Source organism: uncultured Sutterella sp. (genome assembly GCF_937923675.1).
In the GTDB taxonomy this organism is placed as follows: Bacteria; Pseudomonadota; Gammaproteobacteria; order Burkholderiales; family Burkholderiaceae_F; genus Sutterella.
In genome coordinates, this window is sequence record NZ_CALDXB010000093.1 from 1 (window position 1) to 24,013 (window position 24,013).

The following is a 24,013-nucleotide window of genomic DNA, read 5'->3' on the forward strand; positions in this document are numbered from 1 at the left end:
TGATAAAACTATACAGGGCTGAGCTTCAATAAATATTTGTAATCGTCAGCCCTGGTCGCCTGCAGTCCCCAAACCGTCTATGCTCATACTCATGATTAATTTGGGAGTTTCCTGCCATGGCTCTGTCCACGCGCGCCATTTCGCTTCAGCTTAAACCCCTTTCCCTGGTCACGCTCCTCGCGCTCTCAGCTCTCGCTGCAGGAGCCCATGCCGCTCCGGGAAGCGACGACCGCACGGTCTGGCTTAAGCCCGCAGTCTCCGCCCCGACATCCGCCAAGGCTCCCATCTACATTTCCCTGGCCCCCAGCGAAAACGCCTGCCGCAAGGCCTACGGCGACGACTGGTACAGCCGCTGCATGATCACGCTCGGCCGCTCGGGCGCGACGGTCGAAGGCATTACGCTCAAGCCCTCCGTTCCCGGCACCTGGCGCTGGGCGGGACCTGATTCTCTTTCCTTTACGCCGAAGGACGCCTGGCAGCCGAAGCGCTCGATGAGAGCCTCCCTTCTAGGCATCCCGATTCCGCTTCGCGCCAATATTGAAGAGAGCTTCATCACGATCGAAACGCCGCCCCTTGCGGCCACGAACACGCAAAGCCGCATCTGGATCGATCCGGCAGTGAAGGGCGAACGGTGGCTCTCCTTTGAATTCTTCTTCACGACCGTCCCCGAAAAGGGAATGGTTGAAAAGGCCTTCAGCCTCAATTTCAAAAAGGAATCGGGTCTGGAGACGGCAAAGCCTCAGTTCATCTGGAGCGACGACAACACAAGCGTCTACGTGAAGGTGAAGCTTACGAAGCTCCCTGAAGAGGAGACGATCGTCACGGCGAAGCTCGCAGGCATTGCGGGCCGGATCAGCCAGAACAACGGCCGCTTCACGGTCCCGAAGGGCTTTGAGACCGTTCAGGTCAATCAGACGGTGCCGGGCGAATCAACGCTCTTCCAGATTTCCCGCGCCGAAGTGCATGCCGTTCGCGATGAAGCGATGAACGGCGAATATGAGCTCGCGCTCACGGGGACGCTCCAGATGGATCCTCAGGCGGTGATGAGCAATATCCGCGTCCTTGCGCTTCCCGCCAAGATGTCGGAGGAAGCGCAGACCAATGCCGTCTGGACGGCCGCCCCCGTCATCGACGAGGAGATTCTCTCGCGCGCCGAACCCGTGGAAGTCGTGCCGGCCTCAGAAAAGGGCCTCACGACCACTGCCAAATTCCGCCTTCACGCGCCTCAGGGAACGTTCCTTTATGTGGAATTGCCTCAATCCTTCGGGCCGGAAGGCACGTCGGGGCTCAATGAAAAATGGCACTCAGTGCTGCTTCTTCCGAAGCTCTCGAGCTCGATCGAGTTCCTCCAGCCCGGCAACATGCTCACGCTCTCCGGGAACTGGACGCTCTCCCTCTTTTCGACCGGCGTTGAAAAGCTCCGCTGGCGCATCGCGCGCGTGAAGAACGCCTACCTCGCGCTCGCGGCCGACGGCTGGAACGTGATGAAGAGCACCTCGCCCGACGCCTACACGAGCGCCGTCACGGGCGAAATCGAACTCGGCGAATCGACGCCCGGCAAAGCCCGCTTCTCAACGCTTGATCTTGCCGACGCTGTGATCGGCGCGGGCCCCGGGCTCTTCCAGGTTGAGCTCACGGGCGTGAGGACGAAGGACGGAAAGGAAGAAGTGGTCGCGACCGCGAGCAAGCGCCTTCTTCTCACGAACCTCGCCGTCATTGCGAAGACCTCGGCCGACACCTCGATCGACGTCTTTGCCGCGGGCTTCATGGACGGGAAGCCCGCCGCCAATGTCGCGGCGAGCCTTCTTGCCGAAAACGGCACCGTGATCGAGTCCGTGCAGACGGATCAGGACGGGCGCGCCCACTTCAAGCCCACGAAGGGCCTTGAGCGCGAAAAGCGGCCCGCCGCGATCACCGTGCAGTCAAAGGGCACCGACCTCGCCTGGATTTCGCTCAGAGACCCCACGAACCTTTCGGACACCTTCCGCTGGAATACGGGCGGACGCGAAACGAAGGGCGGCAACATGGCGGCGTTTTCCTTTGCGGATCGCGGCATCTACCGTGCGGGCGAAACCGCGCACTTTGGCCTGGGGCTTCGCGAACTCAGCATGGCGGCGCTCCCCGAGGGGCTCCCTGTTGAAGTGAAGCTCACAAACGATGCGGGGAAAGTGGTTGAGAAGCGGCAGCTGAAGCTCTCGCCCGAGGGCCTTGCCGACTTCGACTGGACGATTCCTGAGGGCACGCTCCCGGGCCGCATCAAGATGGACGTCTTCGCGGCCGGAGGCGATTCGGCGCTCTCGACGACGACGCTCTTCATCGCCGACTTTGCGCCCGAAACGCTTTCGCTCACGGCCGAACTCCCTCAGGCTGAAGTTAAGGCCGGGTGGCTCGAGCCCGGCGACATTCAGATCCCCGCGAAGCTCACGAGCCTCTTCGGGGCCGGCGCTGAAGGCCGCCGGATTGAGGGCGAGGTCGCCGTCAACCCGGTTTCAAGCACGACGCTCCCCGGGTTCGAAGGCTGGACCTTCGACTCTCCTGCTGCCGGCATCAGGACCAATCAGAATGCCGGAAAGCGCCTCTCCATTCCTTCCGTCCGGACGACCGGAGCGGGCGACGCTCATCTCACGCTTCCGCTCGGGAGTCTCACGATCCCGGGCTTCGCGCGTGCAGACGTTTCGCTCACGGGCTATGAATCCGAAGGGGGCGAAGCCGTTTCCGAACGCTTCCATTTCCTCCTCTCTCGGGGGGAACTCGCGCTTGGCTGGAAACTCGAAAAAACTCCCCAGCCCATGAACTTCCTTCTGGCCGGGGACCCCGCTGAAGTACGCTTCATTGCTGTTGACCGGCACCTCGAAAAGAAGGCGGGCGAAAAGCTTCGCGCTGAAATCAGCCGCACGCATTATGTGACGGAACTTACGGCCGACGGCTCGGGGCGCCTTACCTACAGCGACGCGCCCGTGACGGAAACGACGGCAACGATTGACCTCACGACGGATGCCTCGGGCGAAGCGGTGCTGCCGCTCAATACCCGCGAACCCGGCGAATGGCTTGTGAGCGTCACGAGAGAAGACGGAACGCTTCTTCTCACGCTTCCCTACAACACGGCGGGGAACACGCTCGCAAAGGCGGCGTCCGATGAACTCCCCGCCGCGGAAATGCGTGCGCGCCTTGAGAAGACAACCCTCGAAGCCGGAGACAAGGCAAGACTCTCGCTCCTCTCTCCCTTCTCGGGCTTTGCGCTCGTCACGTTTGAGTCCGCGAACGTCATCTCGTCGCAGTGGGTTTCCGTCGATTCGGGAGACAACCTGATTGAAGTTGATGCTCCGGAAGGATTCTCCGGCCGCGCCTGGCTTCGCGTGTCGCTCGTTCGCGGGCAGGACTCGGCAAAGAAATTCCTGAGAGGCTTCACGGAAACCGCGATTCCGGTGCTTCTCAACACGAAGGAAAAACGCCTCCAGGTTGAAGTTTCCGTTCCGGAAAAGCTCGAAAGCACGAAGACCATCCCGATTACCTTGAAGGCCGACAAGCCCTCCCGCGTATTCCTCTGGGCGGCGGACGCAGGGATTCTTTCGCTTACCAACTATCCGGCCCCGAATCCTCTCAGGGCGCTCATTGAAGACCGGGCGCTTGAAGTCGAAACCCGCGAAACCCTGTCGCTCCTGATGCCCGACGCCAGTGCGGCCGCGGACCTCACTGCGCCCTTCGGCGGCGACTTCATGGAGTCGGCCGCAAAGATGGCGGCCGGGTTCGGGAATCCCTTCGCGAGAACGCTTGGGAAATCCGCCGTCTGGTGGGGCGGTCTGGTTGAAGCGGGGCCCGAAGCCAGAACCATTGAGGCGACATTGCCCGAAGGCTTCAACGGCCGCATCCGCATCTTTGCCGTCGGCGCTTCCGAGAACGAAGCCGGCGCCGGCGAAGCATCGGCCGCCATTGCCGAACCCCTCGTGATTCAGCCGATTCTCCCGGCTGCCGTGTCGCCCGGCGACATCTTTGCGGTCGGCGCAACGGTGACGCCTGAGAAACCGACAGCCTCCGGCGCGCTTGAGATCAGTTCCGACGCGCTCACGCCTGCCTCTGCGACGGTTCCCATCACGTTCCCGGAAAAGGGCGGCAAGGTCGCGACCTCGGTCGCCCAGGCGCCCGCCGTCCCCGGAACCGTGCAGGTGACCTTCCGTGCACAGACCGAAACCGCCAGAACAGAGCGCACTCTGGAAATCGGCGTTCGGCCGGCCTCCGTCAGATCCACCCGCATTTACGGCGGGAAAATCGAAGGGAATTCAGAAGACAAGAACCCGCTTCTCACACTGCCCAACGAGCTTTACCCCAACGATTCGCAGACGCGCTTCATGGTGTCGGCGGTTCCGGCCACTCTCGTCCTTCAACTTGGGATCCCCTTTGCAAACCGCGACTGGAACCAGCCCGCGGACGCGATCGCCGCGGCTCTTCCCCTCGTGCTTCTCGCCGCCAACCCGGATGCCGCACGATTCGTGCCCATTGGCGAAACGCCTGAAAAGGCAGCAATGAAGCTCGCGGAGCTCACGAAGGCGCGCGCCGAAAAAGCGCTTTCCGCGATTCAGGGGGCCCTCTCCTGGGAAGGCCTCAGGAGCTTCCCCTGGATGCCGGCAGACCCGTACCTCACGGCCTGGTCGCTCGACTACCTGCTCGCGGCCGCCCGCACGACGGGCGTGCCTCCGGAGCTCATCCGCAGCGTGAAGGAGCGCCTGATGCGCACCGTCACGGAAGACCCCCAGACCATCGACGACGCGCGCACGAAGGCCTATGCACTTTGGGTGCTCACCCGCGAAGGCACGATGACGACGGAGTACCTCGAAACGCTTCGCGCCGCCATGGAAGAGCGCTTCCCCGACTGGAAGCGGGATGCCGCTGCCGCGTTCCTAGCGGCCTCCTACCAGCACCTCAGAATGCGCTCTGAAGCCGAGGAGCTGCTTTCAGGCACCATTTCCACCGCGCGCGCAGCCGGCGCGTGGACGCCCGAGACCGCAACGGCGCTTGCCGCCCAGGCGCTTGCGGCGAGCGGCCTCACTCAAAAGAGTTCAGCCAGATTCCTCTCGTCCCTTGCCGTCGACGACTTTGCCGGGGCATTGAAGCGCGGCACCTATGACGCCCTCTACGCGGGCGCTGCCGCCATGACCATGATGGAGCCTTCGATCGGGGGCGCAACGGATTCAGAGAAAAACGATGACGATTCCGGCCTCACCCTCGTCTGCGTGAAGCGCGCGGCGGGCTTCCCCGACGACAAGGATGTCCTTACCACCGCCCCCGCGGGCGCAGCGCTCGAGGCTCCGGGCTGCATTGCAGCGGAGGTTTCCGGCGCCGCCCGGTCCTCCTTCCTCTGGTGGCAGGGAGAGCAGACCGGATGGGTGCGGCTTCCTGACGACAAGGCTTTGCCCGCTGAAAAGTCGGGCCTCGAAGTCGAGCGCACGTATCTGGGCGAGGACGGCAAGCCCGCGACCCGGTTCCGCGCGGGCGAGCGCATCACGGTGCGCGTGAAGCTTCGCGCCTATGCGGGCGAGGAAGGCCTCATGGACGTTGCGCTCACGGATCTGCTCCCGGGCGGCCTCGCCTATGCGATGAGCCCGGGCACGGGCCCCGACGGGGCGCCCAAGTTCCTGCGGTCCGAGGAACGCATGACCTGGCTCTCGCCCGAACTTTCGAGCTGGAGTCCCGTCACCTTCACCTATACGGTCCGCGCGGCAACGCCCGGCGAATTTACGGTGCCGCCCGTTGAGGCGCAGTCGCTTTCGCGCCCGCTCCTTCGCGCAAGAGGCGCTTCCGGAAAGCTCACGATTCTCGATTCAGACGGGATTCCCGTGAAGCTCCCCGACGCAGCTCCGGCTGCGGCTTCCGCGCCGAAAGACCTGAGCTCTGCGCCACTCCCGGCTGAAAGCGCTCCGAAGCCCGAAAATACCGAACCTCAGAGTGCCGCCGCTGCGGCGCCCGAAGGGGCGACCCCCGCGGCCCGAAATACTGCTTCCGCTCCCGATGGAGATGACTGATGGCTGAAGCCCCGAGAAACGATTCCCAGGAAGAACCACAGGCACCCGCACAAGCGCCGAAGCCCCAGGCAAAGCCGAAAGGCGAGAGCGAACCCGTGCGGTTCCTGCGCCGAACGACGGCCTTCATTCTCTCCGCAGCCATCGTCGGCGTCATTGTGGTGGGCGGCGCAAACGTCGTCTGGCAGATGGCGGAGCGCTCTCCCACGCCGCCGCTCCTTGACGGGATCGATTTCTCTCCGGCCGTCTACTCTGCTGAAGGCGAGCTCCTGAGGCTCACGCCCGCGAAGGACGGGATCTATCGCGTGAAGACCCCGCTCGCGCAGATTGACCCGAAGCTCATCGACGCAACGCTCTTCTACGAGGACCGGCTTTTCCGGAACCACAAGGGCGTCAATCCCGGCTCCATCGTGCGCGCCGGCATGGAAACGCTGATGGGCTCGCGCCGCATGGGCGCGAGCACGATCACGATGCAGCTCGCCCGCATGAGGCTCAAGCTCAGAACCAACACCTTCGAAGGAAAAATCCGTCAGATCTGGCACGCGCTTCGCTATGAAACGCACTATTCGAAGGACGAGATCCTTGAGGCCTACCTCAATCTCACGCCCTACGGCGGCAACGTCGAGGGCGCGGGCGCTGCCTCCCGCGTGTGGTTCCATAAGCCGCCCTCCATGCTCTCGGCCGCTGAAGCCGCGAGCCTTGCCGTCATCCCGCAGAACCCCGTGAAGCGCCGTCCCATGGCGGCAGGGAATACGGAGCTTGACGACGCGAGAATCCGTCTCGGACTCTCCATGATCCGCGCGGGAGCGCTGAGCGAGCGCCTCTCCGAACCCGTCCGCGCCTCGATCGAGGTGTTTGAGCCCGAGAACCTTCCGATGCTCGCTCCGCACTATTCGCGGATGGTGCTCAAAAAATCAAAGGGCGGCCCGGTCCGGGGAACGCTTCGGATTGCCCTCCAGTCCTCCATGGAGTCGCTTGTCCGAGAAACGATTGCCAGGCTCAAGCCCTGGGGCGTCCGGAATGCGGCGCTCGCCGTGGTGGATTCCCGCGACCGCTCCCTCATTGCGCTTGTGGGGTCGGCCGACTGGTCGGACGCCTCGATTGCGGGCGAGGTGAACGCCTGGACCGCGAGACGAAGTCCCGGCTCTACATTGAAGCCCTTTGTCTACAGCCTAGCGCTTGATCAGGGGCTCATTCACGAGAAGACCGTCCTCATCGACCGGCCGCAGAGCTTCGGCGGGTGGGCTCCGGAAAACGCTGACGGAAGCTTCCGCGGCCCTTTGTCGGCCGAAGATGCGCTCGTCCTCTCGAGAAACCTTCCGGCGGCTGATCTCGAGCGTCAGCTCAACCCCGGACTCTACGAACTCCTTCAGAAATCGGGCGTGAAGCTTCCTCACGAGAAGAGCTGGTACGGGCTTTCGATCGTATTGGGAGGCGCTGAAGTCACAATGGGCGACCTTGCAAAGCTCTACGCGATGCTTGCCGACGATGCGCTTCTGCGCCCCATCCGGATTCTTCAGAACGAACGCGCCGAAGCCGAGGGCTCCGTCCTCTCGCCCGAGGCGGCATTTGTGCTCAAACGCATGCTTGCCTCCCGAAATGAATTCATTACTGCCGGGGGCGCAAAGCGCGAGCTGCTTTATAAGACGGGAACGAGCAACGGCTGGCGGGACGCCTGGACCGCAGGCTCTGTCGGCCCCTACGTGATCGTGGTCTGGCTCGGAAACTTCTCGGGCGCGCCCAATCCGCAGCTCCAGGGGGCGTCGCTTGCCGCGCCGCTCTTCAAGGCCGCGGCTGCCCGGATTGCATCGGACCCGTCCTTCGACTGGCCGGCAGCAAAGATCCCGCAGGACGAAATTGACGAAAAGAAGCTTCGGGTCGCAAGAGAAACCGTCTGCACGGCAACCGGTGAGCTCGACACTTCGCTCTGCCCGGAGAAAACGCTCTCCTGGATTCTTCCCGGGAAAACCTCCGTCAAAAGCACGGGCGTCTTCCGGGAGATTCTCGTTCGTGAGTCGACGGGGCTCCGCGCCTGCGCGGCCGGTCCCGGCGTCAAAAAGGTCGTCTGGGAATTCTGGCCCACGCACTTCCAGAAAGTCTTTCTCGAGGCCGGCATTGTGAAGCGCCCGCCGCCGCCCTATGAGGCGGGCTGCGAAGCCGTCTCCGGAGTCCCCGGCGGAAGGCCTCCCGCCATCGTGTCGCCTCGCGAGGGCGCTGTGCTCTATGCCGTGGGGAACGCTGAAGCGGCAAGAACGCTTCTGCGTGCCGGAACAGATCCGGATGCCAAATTCGTCTACTGGTATTCGGGGAACACCTTCATCGGCGTCTCGCCGACGGGAAAGCCCCTCGAATGGCGCGCGACTCCCGGCACGCACCGCCTCACGGCAACGGACGACCTGGGACGAAGCACCACGCGAACCCTCGTCGTCAGGCGCCAGTAGTTGAGACTCAGCGGAGCTGGCGGGCAGAACGGGATCCACAAGTATTCACAAAGAGACTCCGCAGGGAAACACTCTTTCAAATTTGCGGACTATCGGAGTGATAGCCTTGGATGAAAGGGAAAGCATTTCCTTTTCCGGCAATTTTTAGAGGAGGCACGCCGATGACACCCGTTTCGAGAGAGAAAAGACGTTCGATCATCCGGTTGCTCGGTACTGCAGCGCTTGCGGTGATGGCGAGCAGTTCGCTCACCGCCTGCGTCGTCGCGCCGACGCACCATCGGCCGGCCCCCGCTCCGCACCATCCCGAGCTGCCGCATTTTGAGCCGCGGCCGGATCCGTCGCATCGTCCGGGTTCGAATTATCGTCCTGATCCCGGCTATCGCCCTGGTCCCGCGTACCGGCCCGGACCCGCGTACGGTCCCGGTTCCGATTATCGTCCGGCACCGCCTCCCGGATCTCCCGGACTGCATCATTGGTAGCGGTTGAGCCGTACGTTCCGTATTTTCAGGATTACGTTGAGATTTTTTTTTGAAGGAGGTTGAGCCATGTCGTTCTCGAAAATGCTCATCTCGCTTTCCGCAGCGGCAATGCTTCTCGGCGCATCGCTTGCGGCATCCGCCGCGCCGCCGCCTCCGCCTCCAGGCGGTCACGGAGGACCGGGCTTTCATCATCCGGGCGGCCCCGGCTTCCGCCCGGGACCCGGTCCGGGCTTTCGTCCCGCTCCGCCGCCGCCCCGTCCCTTCCACCATCGCCCCCGCTGGTATCAGAGCTGGGGCTTCTGGGGGCCGGCGCTCACAACGGGCATCGTGGTGGGTGCAATGACATACCCGAGAGAGCCCCGCGTCGTGGAGCGCATTGTTGAGGTTCCTGCGGGTTCGGGAGGAACGACAAGCGCTCTTCCTCCGGCAAGCTATCCCTGGTACTGGTGCAATTCCGAACAGGGCTATTACCCGTCGGTGCGCTCCTGCCCGCTAGGCTGGGAGACCATCATGGGATCGAGCCCGACGACGCCTCCTGCGCCGCCTCAGCATTAAAGAGCGCCTCTTGGGAAAGCCGGCAGCGTGAAGCATGCCGGCTTTTCTTTATTCATACGCAGGGTGCTCCTCGAGGAGATTCTCAAGCGACAGCCCCAGAAGTTCCGGACGCTCGTATTTCTGCAGATTTCTTCCCTCGGCTTTTTCAAAAGCCGCCGCCTTGCCCGCAAGCGCTCTCATATCGATCTCGTCGGCAGTTCTCTTGATCTCCGCAATGACAGCCTTCCCCGTGAGATCGTTGAGCGCAATCAGGTCGATTTCATTTTCGCCCCGCTTGTCCCACCAGCGGTCCGTCCGCGTCCACTTCGGACTCGATCCGAAAAGATCGTGATACCAGTCTTCCAGCGTGCGGCCGGTGTATTGATTGAGTGCATCGAGACAAATGGCCCGTAAGGCCTCCCAGTTCCCGCGCGCAGCAAGCGATTGGTATTGAACGGGCTCAATGAACCGGAACCAGAAGCGGAAATAGGGATCCGCGATGCCGTAGCGCACGCCGCGGAAACTCTCCGAGAACATCGGACTGTATTTCCGGAGAAGGCCGTACTGCTTCTCGAGTCGATCCATGTAGCCGGCGAGATTCCTTCCGCCAAGCCGGACCCCAATCTCATTCCATGTGGCAGCGCCCCTCGCAACTGTCCGCAGAATCCTTTCGTAGATGGCGGATTCAACCCGCAATTCATCAGAGAGGAGCGTTGCGCCGTCTGTTCGGAGAAAATTGCCGCTTTCCGAGAAAATCAGATTCACCATCTCTACCCGTGTAAGCGGGACCGTATCGGCCAGACAGTCGACATAGCCTGCGACGCCGCCCGTAACGGCATAGAAGGTGAGAAGATCTTCCGGTGTTCCCTGAGGCCGGAGATCGAGAAAGATTTCCTTGAGAAGCTTCGGGCCAAAAGGCCTCAGCGTGAGCGCCAGATCCCGTCGTCCGAAAAGCGGTTCGCTCGCATCATCAAAGACACGCCGGACGATTGCCCCACCGGAGCTGCACATCATAAGAAGGAGCCGGGAATTGTCCTTCTCCCGATCCCAGACGCCCTGGAGGTCCGCCCAGAAAGACGGAGCCGCGTAGTCAAGCTCCTGGCATTCGTCGAGAATCATCACACAGGGCTTCTCCCGGGAAAGCTTCATCACAAACCTGACAACCTCGGCGAGCTTAAGTCGACGCGGACCATCCTCTTCGCTAAGACCAAACGTCTCTCTCACCTCGTCGAGCCAGATCTGTGCCAGCTCTTCTTCTGCATAGCGCCTCCGGCAAAGGAAATAAAGCATGGGCCGGCCGCTTTCTTCGGCAACCTTGAGAATCAGTTTGGTTTTGCCAACACGCCGTCTTCCAGTGATGACCGCCAGTCGGGAAGAGGTTTCTGCAAGCAGGAGCTCATTCGTGAGCGCCGCTGTTTCCTGGTCTCTGCCGTAGAACTTCATATTGCTTAATTAGCTGTACATCTACCGCTACACTTGCTGTAGCTACAAATATTGTAGTAACGGGGTCACTGCTTTGCTGCTCAAGCAGCCCCGCCTGCCTAGCGGTTTGGATCATCCGATGGGTCAGGACCATGGCGACGAAGTTGTTGGACTTGCTGCCGATCACAGCGCTTAATAGCGGGGGCCCTCAAAACCTTTACCGCATGCTTACGAAACGCCTTTCCTGCCTTCATTTCTTCGACAGATGCGAGAAGATTTCTGCAAAATTCATCAACTTCCTGATCAGCAGAAAAAGTTTCAGTCTTAGCATTCATTTGGGAAACCACTTCTGGGAAGGAGTGATCGGGCTGGTTTGCCAGGAAAAATGATTCGTACAAGATCCCGGTTAAAGAATTCGGGCGGCCTTTCCTTCCGAGAAAGTCCGCCCGAACGCTTATGGGTTTAAGGCTTGCGCCTGACCGGCAGCCGGCTTATTCCACGTTGCCCGCCTGCGCATCGTCCTCGTCATTTTCCGTCGGCGCGGCCTTGCCGGCTTTGCCGAGCTTCTCAAGGTAGGCCTCCGTCACGTCGCCCGTCACGTAGACGCCGTCGAAGCACGAGCAGTCAAAGGCGGGGATGGCGGGATTGAGGTCATGGAGCGCATTCTTCAGGCCGTCGATCGACTGGAAGATCACCTTGTCGGCGCCGAGCTCCTTCGCCACGGCGTCGGCGTCCTTGCCGTCGCCGCAGATGAGTTCGGACTTGGTCGGCATATCGATGCCGTAGACGTTCGGGAACATCACGCGCGGAGCGGACGAGGCGACGAAGACCTTCTTCGCGCCCGATTCGCGGGCCATGCGGACGATTTCCTTCATGGTCGTGCCGCGCACGATGGAGTCGTCGACGAGAAGGAGGTTCTTGCCTTCAAATTCCACGGGCATGGCGTTGAGCTTCTGGCGAACGGACTTCTTGCGCACGGCCTGGCCCGGCATAATGAAGGTGCGGCCCACGTAGCGGTTCTTGATGAAGCCCTCGCGGTAGGGAAGACGCAATTGCTTCGCGAGCTCCTGCGCGCAGGGGCGGGAGCTGTCCGGAATCGGCATGACGACGTCGACGTCCATGAGGTTCAGTTCCTCAGCGACGGTCTTCGCGAGGTAGACGCCGAGATTGAGGCGGGCGCCGTAGACGCTGATGCCGTCGATCACGGAATCCGGGCGGGCGAAGTAGACGTATTCGAAGGCGCAGGGATTGGCCACGGCGTGCTCAGCGCACTGACGGGTCTCGACATTGCCCTTGAAGTCGAACCAGATCGCTTCGCCCGGCGCGACGTCGCGCTCGAGCTTGAAGCCGAGGCCCACCATCGTGACGGATTCCGAACTCACCATCCATTCCTTCTCGCCCGTCGCGGTGACGTTGGAGCCGAAGCAGAGAGGACGGATGCCGTGCGGGTCGCGGAAGGCGAGAAGCCCCTTGCCGGCGATGAGCGCCACGACGGCGTAGGAGCCGCGCACGCGGCGGTGAACGGCCGCAACCGCTTCAAAGATGCCATCCGCATCGAGCTTCCTGTCGGCCGTCACGCGCGAGATTTCGTTCGCGAGCACATTGAGGAGGACTTCCGAGTCGCTCGTCGTATTGATGTGGCGGCGGTCGGTCTCGTAGAGCTCCTGTTTGAGCTCCTCAGCATTCGTGAGGTTGCCGTTGTGGGCAAACATGATGCCGAAGGGAGCGTTCACGTAGAAGGGCTGCGACTCCTGGTTCGAGCTCGCGCACCCCTGGGTGGGGTAGCGCACGTGGCCAACGCCCACATTGCCCGTCAGATCGCGCATGTTGCGCGTGCGGAAAATGTCGCGCACAAGCCCCATGGCCTTATGCATGTGGAACTGCAGGCCGTCGAGCGTGGCAATACCGGCTGCGTCCTGGCCGCGGTGCTGCAGCAGAAGGAGCGCATCATAGAGGCGCTGATTTACCGGTTCATTGGAGAGAAGAGCGACTACGCCGCACATGGCTGTTCAAACCTCGCTGAGGGGAAAAACGAAAAAGGAAAACTTCAAAAATTCAGAATGCGCAAAGCCGCCCTGACTCTAGTCCGGAGCGGCTTTGTACGAGAAACCTGCATGGTGCTTCGGCTCACTTCCCTTCGGGGCCGTTACGCGCGCGATGTGGCGCGCATGTCGGAGAGCCACTTCGGAAGGTAGGGGAGCGACCAGTCAATAAGCGTTTCGGCCGGTCCGATCAGTACGGACTGCTGCCACATGCGGCTTCCGTGAATGCTCGCGGGCATGCCGAAAAGGAAGACGCAGGCGCAAACCACCACAATGCCGCGCACGAGCCCGAATACGGCTCCGAGCGCGCGGTCTTCAAAGGTGATGGCCGCGACCTCAAGCATCTTGCGGATCAGCATGCCGACGAGGCCGCAGATGAAGAGAACGGCGACGATGATGAGCACCGCGGCGATCATCACGCGCGGAATCCACCCGATGCTTTCGAGGGGAATGTGTTCGGCAAGATCGGCCGAAAAATTCATCGCGAGGAGAATGCCGATCACCCAGCCCGCGATGGCGAGCACTTCGCGCATGACGCCGCGCATGATGCCGACAATGGTCGAGAGTGCGAGGAGCGCGATGATGATCCAGTCAATTTCGGTCATATGTCTGAAAACGTTGGCGCGAGAGGGACTTCAGGATCCCTCTCTGCACGCGAATCCGATGCGGGGAAGCCGCTCATGAGGGACTCCCCCTAGAAGCACGTCATTGTACTGAAAAACAGCCCGGCTACTGCCTGGAAACGTAGGGCTTCTGCGCTACTCCGTTGAGAACGATCGTACCGATAGCGCCCTCGGCTTCGTTCCGCGTGCCGTAGAGGCCCGCCCGAACCTTCCAGAGGTTCCCGCCTTCCTTTGTCTTATAGGCGGGGAGCCCGAGAAGCGCCATTTTGCGGACAGTCCTTTCTGCAGCTTCTTCATTCCCGGTAGCGAGGACCTGAACGTACCAGCCCTTTCCTGTGGGCGGCGTAATGCCGGCCGACTTGGGCTGGGGCTTCCTCGCGGCTTCCGCCGCGGGCTTCTTCGCGGGTTCAGTCTTCTTTTCAGAAACTGCATCCGTCTTCTTCGGCGCGCTCTCTTCCCGGACCTTCTTTTCGGGTGCCGGAGGCGCCTTCGTCTGCGCCTCGCGGGCGAGATTCGCCTGCGCGGTCGAGCCGCGGCTTCCCATCGTCGTGTCGGAAACGTTCACCTCCGCCTTTTCAGGCTTCTTCTGCGCGTCGGCCGTATTGACCGCCGTACTCGTTTCCGTTTCCTTCGGAATCTCCATGCGGACATTCTTCATGCCGGAATCGTCGATCGGCGGGTCGCTGTCGAGAATGAAGGGAGCAGCCACCACCACCGCCATCAGAATGGCGGCGGCGCCCACGAGCCGGTGCTTCGTGCGGCGGCGGGCGAGGATTTCGGCATCGGTCGGAACGCGGGGCTTCTGCGGGGCTTCGCGCCGCTGCTGAGCAGCCTGCTCGCGCGGCACCGGCCGCATGACGGGCTCGTCGGAAAGAGGTGCCTGAGCGGACTGCTGAGAAGCGGAAGCTTCAGCCTCCGCCGCGCGCACCTGAGCCGCCAGGTCGCGTTCGGGGATCGGCGCCTCAACGGTCTCGCGCGGGGACGGTACGGCCTCGGGAGCTGCAGAAACGGACGAAACAGGCTGCACGGGCTCGACAGGCGGAACGGACGGCACGGGCTCAGGCTGCGACGCCTGGAAGACGGGCTCAACAGGCTTTTCCTGAGGCGCGGCCGCCCCGGGATTCATGACCGGTTCGTTCTTCACCGTTTCAATGCCGTAAGGATCCCAGGGAGCGGACTTCTTCGCCTCTGCCGCCGGCATCTTCGGGAGTTCCGGGGAAACGGGCTGAGGAACGGGCTGAACCCTGGGCCCCTCGGATTCGGGTTCCGCGAACGTGAAGGCCGGAGGATTCGCATCAGAGGGCGCAAAGGCGGGCGGTGCGGACGGAGCCCCCGAAGCGCCGCCAAAGCTCGGTTCCCGACGTTCCGGCGGATTGCCGCCGGCATTTTCTCCGGACGCGGATTCCTGATTAAGTTCCGAGAGCTTCACGCCCTGCGGGCGGTTGTTTTTCCGGAAGGGATTAAAGAATGACATGGAGACAAGCCTTATCGGGAAGTGCCGAGCAAATGCATCAGAAAATTCTATCAGGCGCAAAGTTGCGGTCTTTCTGAGAAGCCGCCGGGCGGAACAATTCGAAACGGAATTCCTCCGCGCCTTTTCCGTGCTGACGCCCTCACCGGCGGATCCCTTCCCGGGCAAGGCACTCGAGCGCCTCGCCCACGGTTACAAAGGATCCGAAGATGATGATGCGCACGTCCTTCCCGGCTTCCTTCAGTTCCCTCGCCCGGGCTCTCGCCTTTTCGAGCGCCCGGGAAACGGTCTCCGAGGGCGTCATCGCGGAGGACGCGACGCCTGCCGCCTCGAGGAAAGGCGTGAGAAGCGCCGCTTCACCCCCGCGCGGTCCGGGGAGTCCCGCGTAGAACCATTCGTCGATTTCGGGAGCGAGCGTCGCCGCGACCTTCGCGCGGTCCTTGTCGGTAAGCATCCCGAAGACGGCAAGCGTCAATTCGCCGGGGTGCTTATAACGCCTGAGATTATCGGCGAGCACCTCCGCCGCCTGAGGGTTGTGCCCCACATCGAGAATCGTCTCGCAGGGGTTTTCGGAAACCCGTTCGAAGCGCGCCGTGATGCGCGCCCGGGCGATGCCGCGGGCAAGGGCTTCATCGCGGGCAGGAAGCCGGTCCTTCAGCGCCAGAACGGCGGCAATGGCGCCCGCCGCATTGCGGTACTGGTTTTCACCCGCAAGTCCCGGCCGCGGCAGTTCAAGCGCTTCATCGTTCATGGAAAAGCGGAAGGACCCGTCGCCATGTTCGGTCACCCGGAAGTCGCGGTTGATGAGCGAGAGATTCGCGCCGATTTCATGCGCGTAGTTGACGAGGCTCTGCGGCGGCTCCGGATCCGAGCAAATCGCAGGCCGCCCGCTTCTGAAGATGTGCGCCTTCTCGAGCCCGATTTTTTCCCGCGTGTCGCCAAGGAATGCCGTATGGTCGATGCCGACGGCGGCGACCACGGAAACGTCCGGGTCAACGGCGTTGATGGCGTCGAGCCTGCCGCCCAAGCCAATTTCCAGAATCACGACGTCGGGCTTCGCATCCTGAAAGCACTTCAGAATGCCGAGCCCCGTGAATTCAAAATAGGTGAGCGGCATCCCGGCGCGGGCCTTCTCGACTTCGCGGAAGGCGCGGATGAGCGACTCGTCATCGATTTCGCGGCCGTTCAAGAGCGCCCGTTCATTGAAGCGAAGCAGATGGGGCGACGTGTGTAGGGCCGTTCTGAAGCCCGCTTCCCGAAAAATGGTCTCGATGAAGGTGCAGGTCGAGCCCTTCCCGTTCGTGCCCGCAACGGTAATGACTGGAGAAGAAAAGGCAATGCCGAGCCGCCGGATCATTTCCTTCATGCGGTCGAGCCCGAGATCGATCGGCTTCACATGAAGCTTTTCAATGTAATTGAGCCAGTCGTCAAGCGTGGAGATCGTCTCAGGCATGTTTCGCTGCGCCTTATGGAAAACAATAACGAAAGCCCGCCTTCCTTGATTCTGTGGAGAGCGGGCCTGCGTAAAAGAAAGCGGGTTCAGAAAGGAAGACGACAGCATAACGATTGCAGCGTCTCCCGGCAGCGGTCAGATGCCGTTCACGGGCTGCTTCTTCATGAGGAGCTGCGTCAGAACGGAAATGCGCGCGCGCAGTTCCCGGCGGTCGACGATCTGGTCGATCTGACCCGTGCGAAGGAGGAATTCCGAACGCTGGAAGCCCTCGGGGAGCTTCTCGCGCACCGTCTGCTCAATGACGCGCGGGCCGGCAAAGCCGATGAGGGCCTTGGGCTCTGCAATGACGACGTCGCCGATGAAGGCGAAGGAAGCGGAGACGCCGCCCATCGTCGGGTCGGTGAGCACCGGGATGAAGGGAAGCCCCGCGTCGGCGAGCTTGCGAGCCGCCGCCGTCGTCTTCGTCATCTGGTAGAGGGAAACAAGGCCCTCATGCATGCGCGCGCCGCCCGAGGCCGTAAAGACCACGAAGGGGCAGCGGCGGCGGATGGCTTCCTCGACGCCGAGCGCAAAGCGTTCGCCCACGACGCTTCCCATCGAGCCCCCCATGAAGCGGAATTCAAAGGCCGCAGCCACCATCGGCTCGCGGCGGAGCGTCCCCGACATCACGACGAGCGCATCGGTTTCGCCCGTAGCCGCCTCAGCGGCTTCATGGCGCTTCGGATAGGGCTTGCTGTCGACGAATCCGAGAGGATCCCTGGCACGGACTTCCGAACCGATCTCAATCGCGGAACCCGGATCAAGGAAGGAGAGAAGACGCACGCGCGCGCCCATGCGGAAGTGATAGCCGCACTTGGGGCAGACGCGCAGGCTCCTGTCGAGCTCTTCGGTATAAAGCGGCTGCTCGCATCCCGGGCACTTCGTCCATACGCCTTCGGGCACGACGCTCGTCTTTTTGGCGGTGGGCGCCTCTTCGCGCTTGATCTTGGGAAGAATGTGGTTAAGCCAGCTCATGAGAAGCCTTGAGAAAAGTAATCCGAATTGAAAATTATACGAGGCGGGCTCTCCTCTTCCCCATGCCCTATTCGCATGCTTGGGCTACAGCTTTCAGCCGATGCCGCGCGTGAGGTCTTCCCGATCTCTCTTTATTCCGGAAGGATGAGCGTCTTTGGAAGGACGGAAACCAAACGCGGGGCATTTTTTCAGCTGCTCAGCGTTCGGAAGCACTGCCTATTTACTGAATATCGTTCGGTTTTGTAATGGTCAACAGGACTGTTTTCACGAATTCGAGGAAGGAGGAGGAAGCTTAGTCACGAAAATGGAACGACTCCATCATGATATTTCGCTCAGCAAGGTATAAACATGCGTTGTGGGGAATAGGCAAATCTGCCTAGACTGCGGCATCTCCATGAGACCTACGCGCTTTCCGGCGCACGTCTCCTGGTTCTTTTCGCAGGAAAAAATTTCCATGAAGTTCAAGCACTCCATCCTTTGCGCAAGCATGGCGCTCGCCATCCCGGCAGCCGCATTCGCCATGGGCGGCGCCTCGGGGCCCCACACCAACTACATCATGCAGGGCCACCTCGGCGAGGTCATGATGAATCCCTATGAGATCGCGCCGCTTACGGCCGTTATCCGCGACAACGGCTACGATCTCTCGGACGTCACCGTGCGCATCGTTCCCAAGACGAACGGTCAGGAAATCAAGTACACGGTCTCGCGCGCTCAGCTTCTCACCCACGGCGGCATCCCCGTCTTCGGCCTCTATCCGGATTATCTGAACCACGTTGAGGTCTCCTACACCCGGACGCTGCGCGGCAAGTCCGAATCCTTCAAGGACACCTATCAGCTCTATGCGCCGCCCGTCTACACGGAAGTGGCCGGCATCCCGACGGAGCGCCATGCGCTCTTCGGCGTCAAGGTGAAGAAGGTTGATCCGGAATTCAAGGACCGCCTCTACTTCGTCAACAACCTCGCGGAAAAGTCCGGCATCGGCACGCGGGCCGTCTGGAACAACCCGATGGGCGGGGCGCTGCAGTGGAACTTCTTCCCGCAGAACGCGGTGGTGGATACGGCGGGCGACATCCGCTGGTACATGTTCGCGAACCCCATCTTTGATCTCCAGTCGCTCTACAAGTCGGGCGTCATGATGGGCTTCAAGCAGAACGACGACGGCATGCTCACCTGGGGGTTCGGGCAGACCTACGTCAAGTACGACATCCTCGGCCGCGAGGTCTTCAACCGCCGGCTGCCCCTTCGCTTCAACGACTATTCGCACTCGATGGACGATGCGCAGAACGGCCACTACTTCCTGCGCGTTGCGAGCTCGAACTACCTGCGCGATGACGGCAAGCACGTCCGCACGGTCCGCGACACGATCGCCGAAGTCGACAAGAACGGCGTCGTCGTTGAGGAATGGCGCCTCGCCGACATTCTCGACCCGTATCGCGACAACGTCCTCAAGGTGCTCGACCAGGGTGCGGTCTGCCTCAACATCGATGCCTCTCAGGCGGGCAAGACCCTTACCGCGGAAGAGCTCGCCAAGGCTGACTCCTCCGACAACTTCGGCGACGTCGTCGGCACCGGTGCGGGCCGCAACTGGGCGCACGTGAATTCCGTCGACTACGACCCCGAGGACGATTCCATCATCATCTCCTCGCGCCACCAGTCCGCCATCATCAAGATCGGCCGCGACAAGAAGGTGAAGTGGATCCTGGGTTCACCTGAAGGCTGGAAGGACAAGTTCAAGCCGATGCTCCTCACGCCCGTCGACGCGAACGGCAAGCCCATCAAGTGCGAAGGGAGCAAGTGCGAAGGCGGCTTCGACTGGACCTGGACCCAGCACACGGCCTTCAAGATCGATGAGAAGAGCAAGGGCGACATCATCTACGTCTCCGCCTTCGACAACGGCGACGCCCGCGGCATGGAACAGCCGGCTCTGCCCGACATGAAGTACTCGCGCTCCGTGATCTACAAGATCGACCAGAAGAAGATGACGGTCGAGCAGGTCTGGCAGTGGGGCAAGGAACGCGGCCACAGCCTCTTCAGCGCGGTGACGTCCCTCACGGAATACCAGGCCGACAAGGATTCCGTCATGATGTACTTCGCCACTGCGGGCGCTCAGTACGACCTCAAGACCGGAGCCTTCAACACGGCGCCCAATCCCACCATCTTTGAATTCAAGTGGATGGCGAAGGAACCCTCTGTTGAAATTCAGCTCCTTGACTGCACGGGCTACCAGGCCTGGCCGTTCTCGATCGACAAGGCGATGAACGCGACCGCGCAGTAATCGGGTCCTGACTCCCAATCCTTACCAAAAGGATCAGCGCCGCTCATTTCCACGGGATGAGCGGCGTTTTCATTGACGCGTTGGGATAGCGTCGAGGCTGATGAGCGAAGCCTTAGAACTGCCCGAAGAACGGGCTTCTGCCGTATTGCGGCAGCTCCGGATTTTCCGGATAGCCCACGCCCGTGAGGTAGAGCCCGCAGGGGCTGAAGGTGGGCGCGGAAACCTCGCGCGACCGGGCGGCAAGTACCTCCGCGATCCAAACGGGCGCCTCGCGGCCGGTGCCCACGTAAATGAGCGCGCCCACGATGTTTCTCACCATGTGCTGCAGAAAGGCATTGGCGGAAATGCGGATGCCGATGAGTGATCCCTGGCGGATGATGGAGAGTTCCGTCACTTCGCGCACCGGGGTCTTTGCCTGGCATTCGGCCGCGCGAAAGCTCGTGAAGTCGTGAACGCCAAGAAGCGCCTTCGCCCCCTCGCGCATCTTCTCTTCGTCAAGCGGCCGGAACACCCAGCCCGTTGTCGTTTCAAGCAGGGGCGACCTCACCGGGTCATTGCTGATCCAGTATTCGTACGTGCGCGAGCGAGCGGAAAAGCGCGCATGGAAGTCCTCCGGCACGCATCTCGCCCACCGCACGGCGACGGTTTTCGGGAGAAATGCGTTGACGCCGCGCACCCAGCCTTCGGGCGCTCTCTTCGCTTCGCTCGCAAAGCTCACCACCTGATGCGTCGCATGCACGCCTGCATCCGTGCGGCCCGCGCAGATGACGCTGACAGGATGGTCGGCGAAGCTCGAGAGCGCCTCTTCAAGCGCCGCCTGCACGCTCGGCCGGTCAGGCTGCACCTGCCAGCCGTTATAGGTCGTGCCGCAGTATTCAATACCGAGCGCATAAGTGCGCGCGGTCATGCCTTAGCGCTCCCGAGACGCTCAAGGAGCTGAATTGCGCGCTCGCGCTGGCGATCCGAACCGCTCTTCTTTACTTCCTCAAGAAGTTCGCGCGCTTCGTTCGTAGCGCCGAGCCCGATGAAGGAGCCTGCGAGCGACAGCTTCGCGTCGATCGCCTCCTGCTGCGCCTCCTGCTTGTCGGGCTGCACAACGGGCTGGGGCTCACCGGGCTCGAGAATCGGTTCAGGTTCGGGCTCCGCTTCCGGACGGGCGCTTTCTTCTGCAGCCGGCTTCTGCTGCGGCTTCTCGCCGGATTCCTCCGCTTCCTCAGGTTCTGCCTCGGGAACCGGTTCCGACATCAGCGGCGGCACGTAGCCCTGAGAGGGCTCGGGAACCTCAAACGGCTTTCTTGCAGGCTTCGCCGCTTCTGAAGCCTCATCCTTCATATCGTCAAGGCTCAGATCAACCTTCTGAATGGCGGGGGGAAGTTCTCCCTGGTAGCGCTTTCCGATTTCCTCGGCCGATTCGACTTCAGAAGACTCAAGAGGCGGGAGTTCCGCATCATCGGGCGCAAGCCAGGGCTGATCCGCCGGAGCCGGGCGCGAGGTCACCGGATTCTGAAGCGATTCCGACGGAAGGGCGTCCGTGTCGCGGGAGGGCGTCTCCGCGGCCTGAGGCTTGATTTCAAGAGGCGTTTTGAGCGCCGCCTCAAAGGAGGAGAGCATGTCGTCCTCTTCCTTCGACGGCTTTTCCTCTGACCCGGACGCCGCACCTTCAGAAGACTCGGGACCATCGCCCGCCTTTCGGTCGGCTTCCATCTGCGCCGCGGCATAAGCCATGGCGCCCGCGCCCATTGCGCCCGCGGTGGTGCCGTTCTTCACGGCTTCGTCAATCGTGGCGTCGACGGCCTTCAGCTGCGCTTCCGAGGTCGGCGGAACGTTTCGCTGAATGGCAATCGTGCCCTCTTTCTTCGGGCCGTGATCGTCGTGATCCGGGTCGGGGTGCTCGCTCTCGCGACGCCGCCACCAGAGAAGGCCGCCCAGAATGGCGATGACCAGTGCGGCAAGCGCGCCCCAAGACGTTTTGCTCGCGCCTGCGGGGCCGGATGACGGTTCTTCGGCTGCCTTGCCGGCATCGGCAGGCTTCGAAGACTCTGCGGGCTTCTCTTCCGCCTTCTGAGGTGCTTCTTCAGCCGCAGGAGCGGAGGCGGCCGCTTCCGATGCGCCGGTCTTCAGAGGTTCTTCCGTTTTCTGTGCTTCCGCCGGCTCGCCGGCAGATTGCGGTTCGAGGACTGCCTCAGTCTTCTGAGGTTCCGGCGCCGGCGTCAGCGTTTCAGCGTCCTTCAGGACGCCGTCCTTCGATTGCACGCCCTCGCCTTCAGCGGGCTGCGTCTTTTCCGGCACGTTCGGCGCTGCAGTTGCGGAATCTCCGCGGGCCTCTTCAAGGTCGGAGGTCTCCGCCTGCCACTGGGCAAAAGCCTTCCGGCCGGCATCCGCAACCGCTTCGGGCTTTTCACCCTTAGCGCTTGCCGCGAGCTGCGCGGCGGCAACCTCCGCCGCTCCCGCGCGCGACGCCTTCTGCGCATCGATCAGATTCTGCGTAGGACCGGGAACCTCGACCGATTCCCCATGAACCTTTCTGAAAGCCTGAAGCGCATCAATTGCAAAGACTTCGTCCTGCGCGGGCGACTGGAGAAGCTCTCCCACCACAATGCGCGACGGGTCGCCCTCAACAAAGGCGCGCGGGTTTTTATCGGTAAGCGCCACGGCAACCTGCTCGAGGAGCGCTCCCGGATAGCCCGGCCAATAGAGCTTCGCAATCGACCAGAGCGTCATGTCGCGCTGGACGCGGAAGGATTCATTGGGATTGAAGCCGTTCAGGGCCACGTATTCGCGCACCACCAGAGGCGCCGCGCGGCCGATGCGGCGGCGGGGCTTCTGCGTCTTCTGAACCGTTTCCTCGGACTTCGCTTTTTCGGCTGCCGGCGGCGTGACTGCGGGCGCATTCGCGGCGGGGGCCGGCTTCGCTTCCGGAACAGGAGCCGCCTTTTCGGGCGCAGCTTCCGCCGGGGCCTTCGTGCGCGCCGCCTCCTCGGCAAGCGCCACTACATTGAAGGATCCGTTCGTGCGTTCGATGCGGTATTCGCGCACCGTCACGTTCCCGCCGGCATTAAGCTCGATGAGAAGCGGGAAGCCGGCATTGAGGCTCTGCGTTCCGGTTACGCGCACGCGCACCGTGGAGGGTTCTCCGGAAAGCCTCGCCATGCGCAGATCAAGCGCTTCCTGAGGCCACTGAACGCCTTCGCGGAGATACGTCGCCGGGGGCGCCACGCGCACGAGGAGCGGCGAAATCGTGAGATCAACGTCCTTCACCTCAAGCGTTGCATCGAGGGGCTGCCCGGGAATGCTTTGGATATTCAGGTCTCCAAGGGAGACGGCGCCTGCGGCTGAAGCGGCCGCGGCAAGAATGGCGGCTGCCAGTACGGAAATCGGGTTGGACATCGAAGACATGGGAAAAACCAGAAAGGCCTCCCCCGTCGTCGCGAAGGAAGCCTGAGAACGGATTTACGGATGATACCGCAGAGGCATTGAGAGACTGAATCCCGCGCGTTGCGCTCGGGGCTCATGAGCCGCTTCGCTCAAAGATTCCAGACGGAATGCGCCGCCGCAGACCTCAGGATCCCTGCGCGAAAACTCCGCAAAATGCCGCATCATGGATCCTTTCACATACCTGCTGAACTCGATCTCAGCCTGCTGGTGCTGGCCTTCAAAATCAGGACTCTGGAAGCAATCACACGGCCGCCGCAGGCGATGCGCCGCCTTATGTCGGAATTTTTCCAACATGATGTCAGAATTTTCCCAACATCCATGTAGGAATTTTTCCGACATCAAAAAAGGCCAGCCTGAGCAAAGCCCTGACTGACCTTTCCTCTCACGCTTCCTGCGAAGCAAGTTACGGAGCTTTTTTCCCGACCACAATCTCAGAATCCGTAGCCGAGGTCACTGCATACGCGGAACCTTCGAGCGACTTCTGAACCGCATCGCGAATGCTCATGCGGCCTTCCACGGGCGCAATCTTAAGCGCGGAAAGATTCTGGTCGTCATAGCGAATAAAGCAGCCTGTGGCGTGCGCCAGCGCCTGAGCGGCTTCGTCGAACCGCATGTCCTTGAGGCTGTAAGGATGATCCGCGGTGATGGCGAGGCACCCGCGGCCCGGCTGAGCCGGAGCCGTCTGACTCTGAGGCTGAGCTTCAGCCGTCGTTTTCGGGGCTTCCACCCCGCCGGCCCCCGCCTGAGGTTCTGTTTTCCCTGAACTTCCCAGCCTGACTGCACTCAAAATGGGAATTTCCTGAATTTCTC

Annotated in this window: 14 protein-coding genes; 4 read left to right on the plus strand and 10 right to left on the minus strand. The window is 62.0% G+C overall.

Annotated elements, in window-relative coordinates; genetic code table 11:
- Window positions 1–116 precede the first annotated feature (116 nt).
- Entirely contained in the window at window positions 117–6,017 is a 5,901-nt protein-coding gene (locus tag Q0106_RS10895; protein WP_297612804.1) for an MG2 domain-containing protein, read from the plus strand.
- Entirely contained in the window at window positions 6,017–8,455 is a 2,439-nt protein-coding gene (gene pbpC, locus Q0106_RS10900; protein WP_297612808.1) for a penicillin-binding protein 1C, read from the plus strand. Before Q0106_RS10895 ends, pbpC begins: the two co-directional genes overlap by 1 nt.
- Window positions 8,456–8,531: 76 nt before the next feature.
- Here the strand turns inward: pbpC and Q0106_RS10905 are convergent, their stop codons facing one another.
- Window positions 8,532–8,705, minus strand: a complete 174-nt coding sequence (locus Q0106_RS10905; protein ID WP_297612811.1) for a hypothetical protein — start codon at window positions 8,703–8,705, stop codon at window positions 8,532–8,534.
- Between the two features lie 295 nt (window positions 8,706–9,000).
- Between Q0106_RS10905 and Q0106_RS10910 the strand changes: the two genes are divergently transcribed.
- Entirely contained in the window at window positions 9,001–9,489 is a 489-nt protein-coding gene (locus Q0106_RS10910) for a hypothetical protein (RefSeq protein ID WP_297612813.1), read from the plus strand.
- Window positions 9,490–9,537: 48 nt separating this feature from the next.
- Here the strand turns inward: Q0106_RS10910 and Q0106_RS10915 are convergent, their stop codons facing one another.
- The 6 genes from Q0106_RS10915 to accD all read right to left on the minus strand — a co-directional run bounded on the left by Q0106_RS10915 (window position 9,538) and on the right by accD (window position 17,493).
- A complete protein-coding gene (locus Q0106_RS10915; protein ID WP_297612816.1) occupies window positions 9,538–10,911 on the minus strand; it encodes an ATP-binding protein in 1,374 nt (457 codons plus the stop codon).
- A gap of 470 nt (window positions 10,912–11,381) precedes the next feature.
- Entirely contained in the window at window positions 11,382–12,893 is a 1,512-nt protein-coding gene (gene purF / locus Q0106_RS10920) for an amidophosphoribosyltransferase (protein ID WP_297612819.1), read from the minus strand.
- A gap of 143 nt (window positions 12,894–13,036) precedes the next feature.
- On the minus strand, window positions 13,037–13,537 hold the full coding sequence (locus Q0106_RS10925; RefSeq protein WP_152158637.1) for a CvpA family protein: 501 nt from the start codon (window positions 13,535–13,537) through the stop codon (window positions 13,037–13,039).
- A gap of 124 nt (window positions 13,538–13,661) precedes the next feature.
- Complete coding sequence (locus Q0106_RS10930) at window positions 13,662–15,029, minus strand: SPOR domain-containing protein (RefSeq protein WP_297612822.1); 1,368 nt, start codon at window positions 15,027–15,029, stop codon at window positions 13,662–13,664.
- A 139-nt stretch (window positions 15,030–15,168) separates the two neighbouring features.
- Window positions 15,169–16,479 (minus strand): bifunctional tetrahydrofolate synthase/dihydrofolate synthase, encoded by a 1,311-nt coding sequence (gene folC / locus Q0106_RS10935; RefSeq protein WP_297612825.1) that lies wholly within the window; start codon window positions 16,477–16,479, stop codon window positions 15,169–15,171.
- 135 nt (window positions 16,480–16,614) lie between these two features.
- Entirely contained in the window at window positions 16,615–17,493 is an 879-nt protein-coding gene (gene accD / locus Q0106_RS10940) for an acetyl-CoA carboxylase, carboxyltransferase subunit beta (RefSeq protein ID WP_297612827.1), read from the minus strand.
- A 454-nt stretch (window positions 17,494–17,947) separates the two neighbouring features.
- Between accD and Q0106_RS10945 the strand changes: the two genes are divergently transcribed.
- Entirely contained in the window at window positions 17,948–19,768 is a 1,821-nt protein-coding gene (locus Q0106_RS10945) for an aryl-sulfate sulfotransferase (protein WP_297612829.1), read from the plus strand.
- Window positions 19,769–19,880: 112 nt separating this feature from the next.
- On the opposite strand, the gene truA is transcribed toward Q0106_RS10945, so the two are convergent.
- From truA to Q0106_RS10960, 3 genes are all read right to left on the minus strand, one after another.
- Complete coding sequence (gene truA, locus Q0106_RS10950; protein ID WP_297612833.1) at window positions 19,881–20,675, minus strand: tRNA pseudouridine(38-40) synthase TruA; 795 nt, start codon at window positions 20,673–20,675, stop codon at window positions 19,881–19,883.
- Entirely contained in the window at window positions 20,672–23,164 is a 2,493-nt protein-coding gene (locus tag Q0106_RS10955) for a FimV/HubP family polar landmark protein (protein WP_297612836.1), read from the minus strand. Before Q0106_RS10955 ends, truA begins: the two co-directional genes overlap by 4 nt.
- Before the next feature lie 442 nt (window positions 23,165–23,606).
- Window positions 23,607–24,013, minus strand: a 407-nt coding sequence (locus Q0106_RS10960; RefSeq protein WP_366139505.1) for a hypothetical protein, incomplete at its 5' end; no start/stop codon positions are given.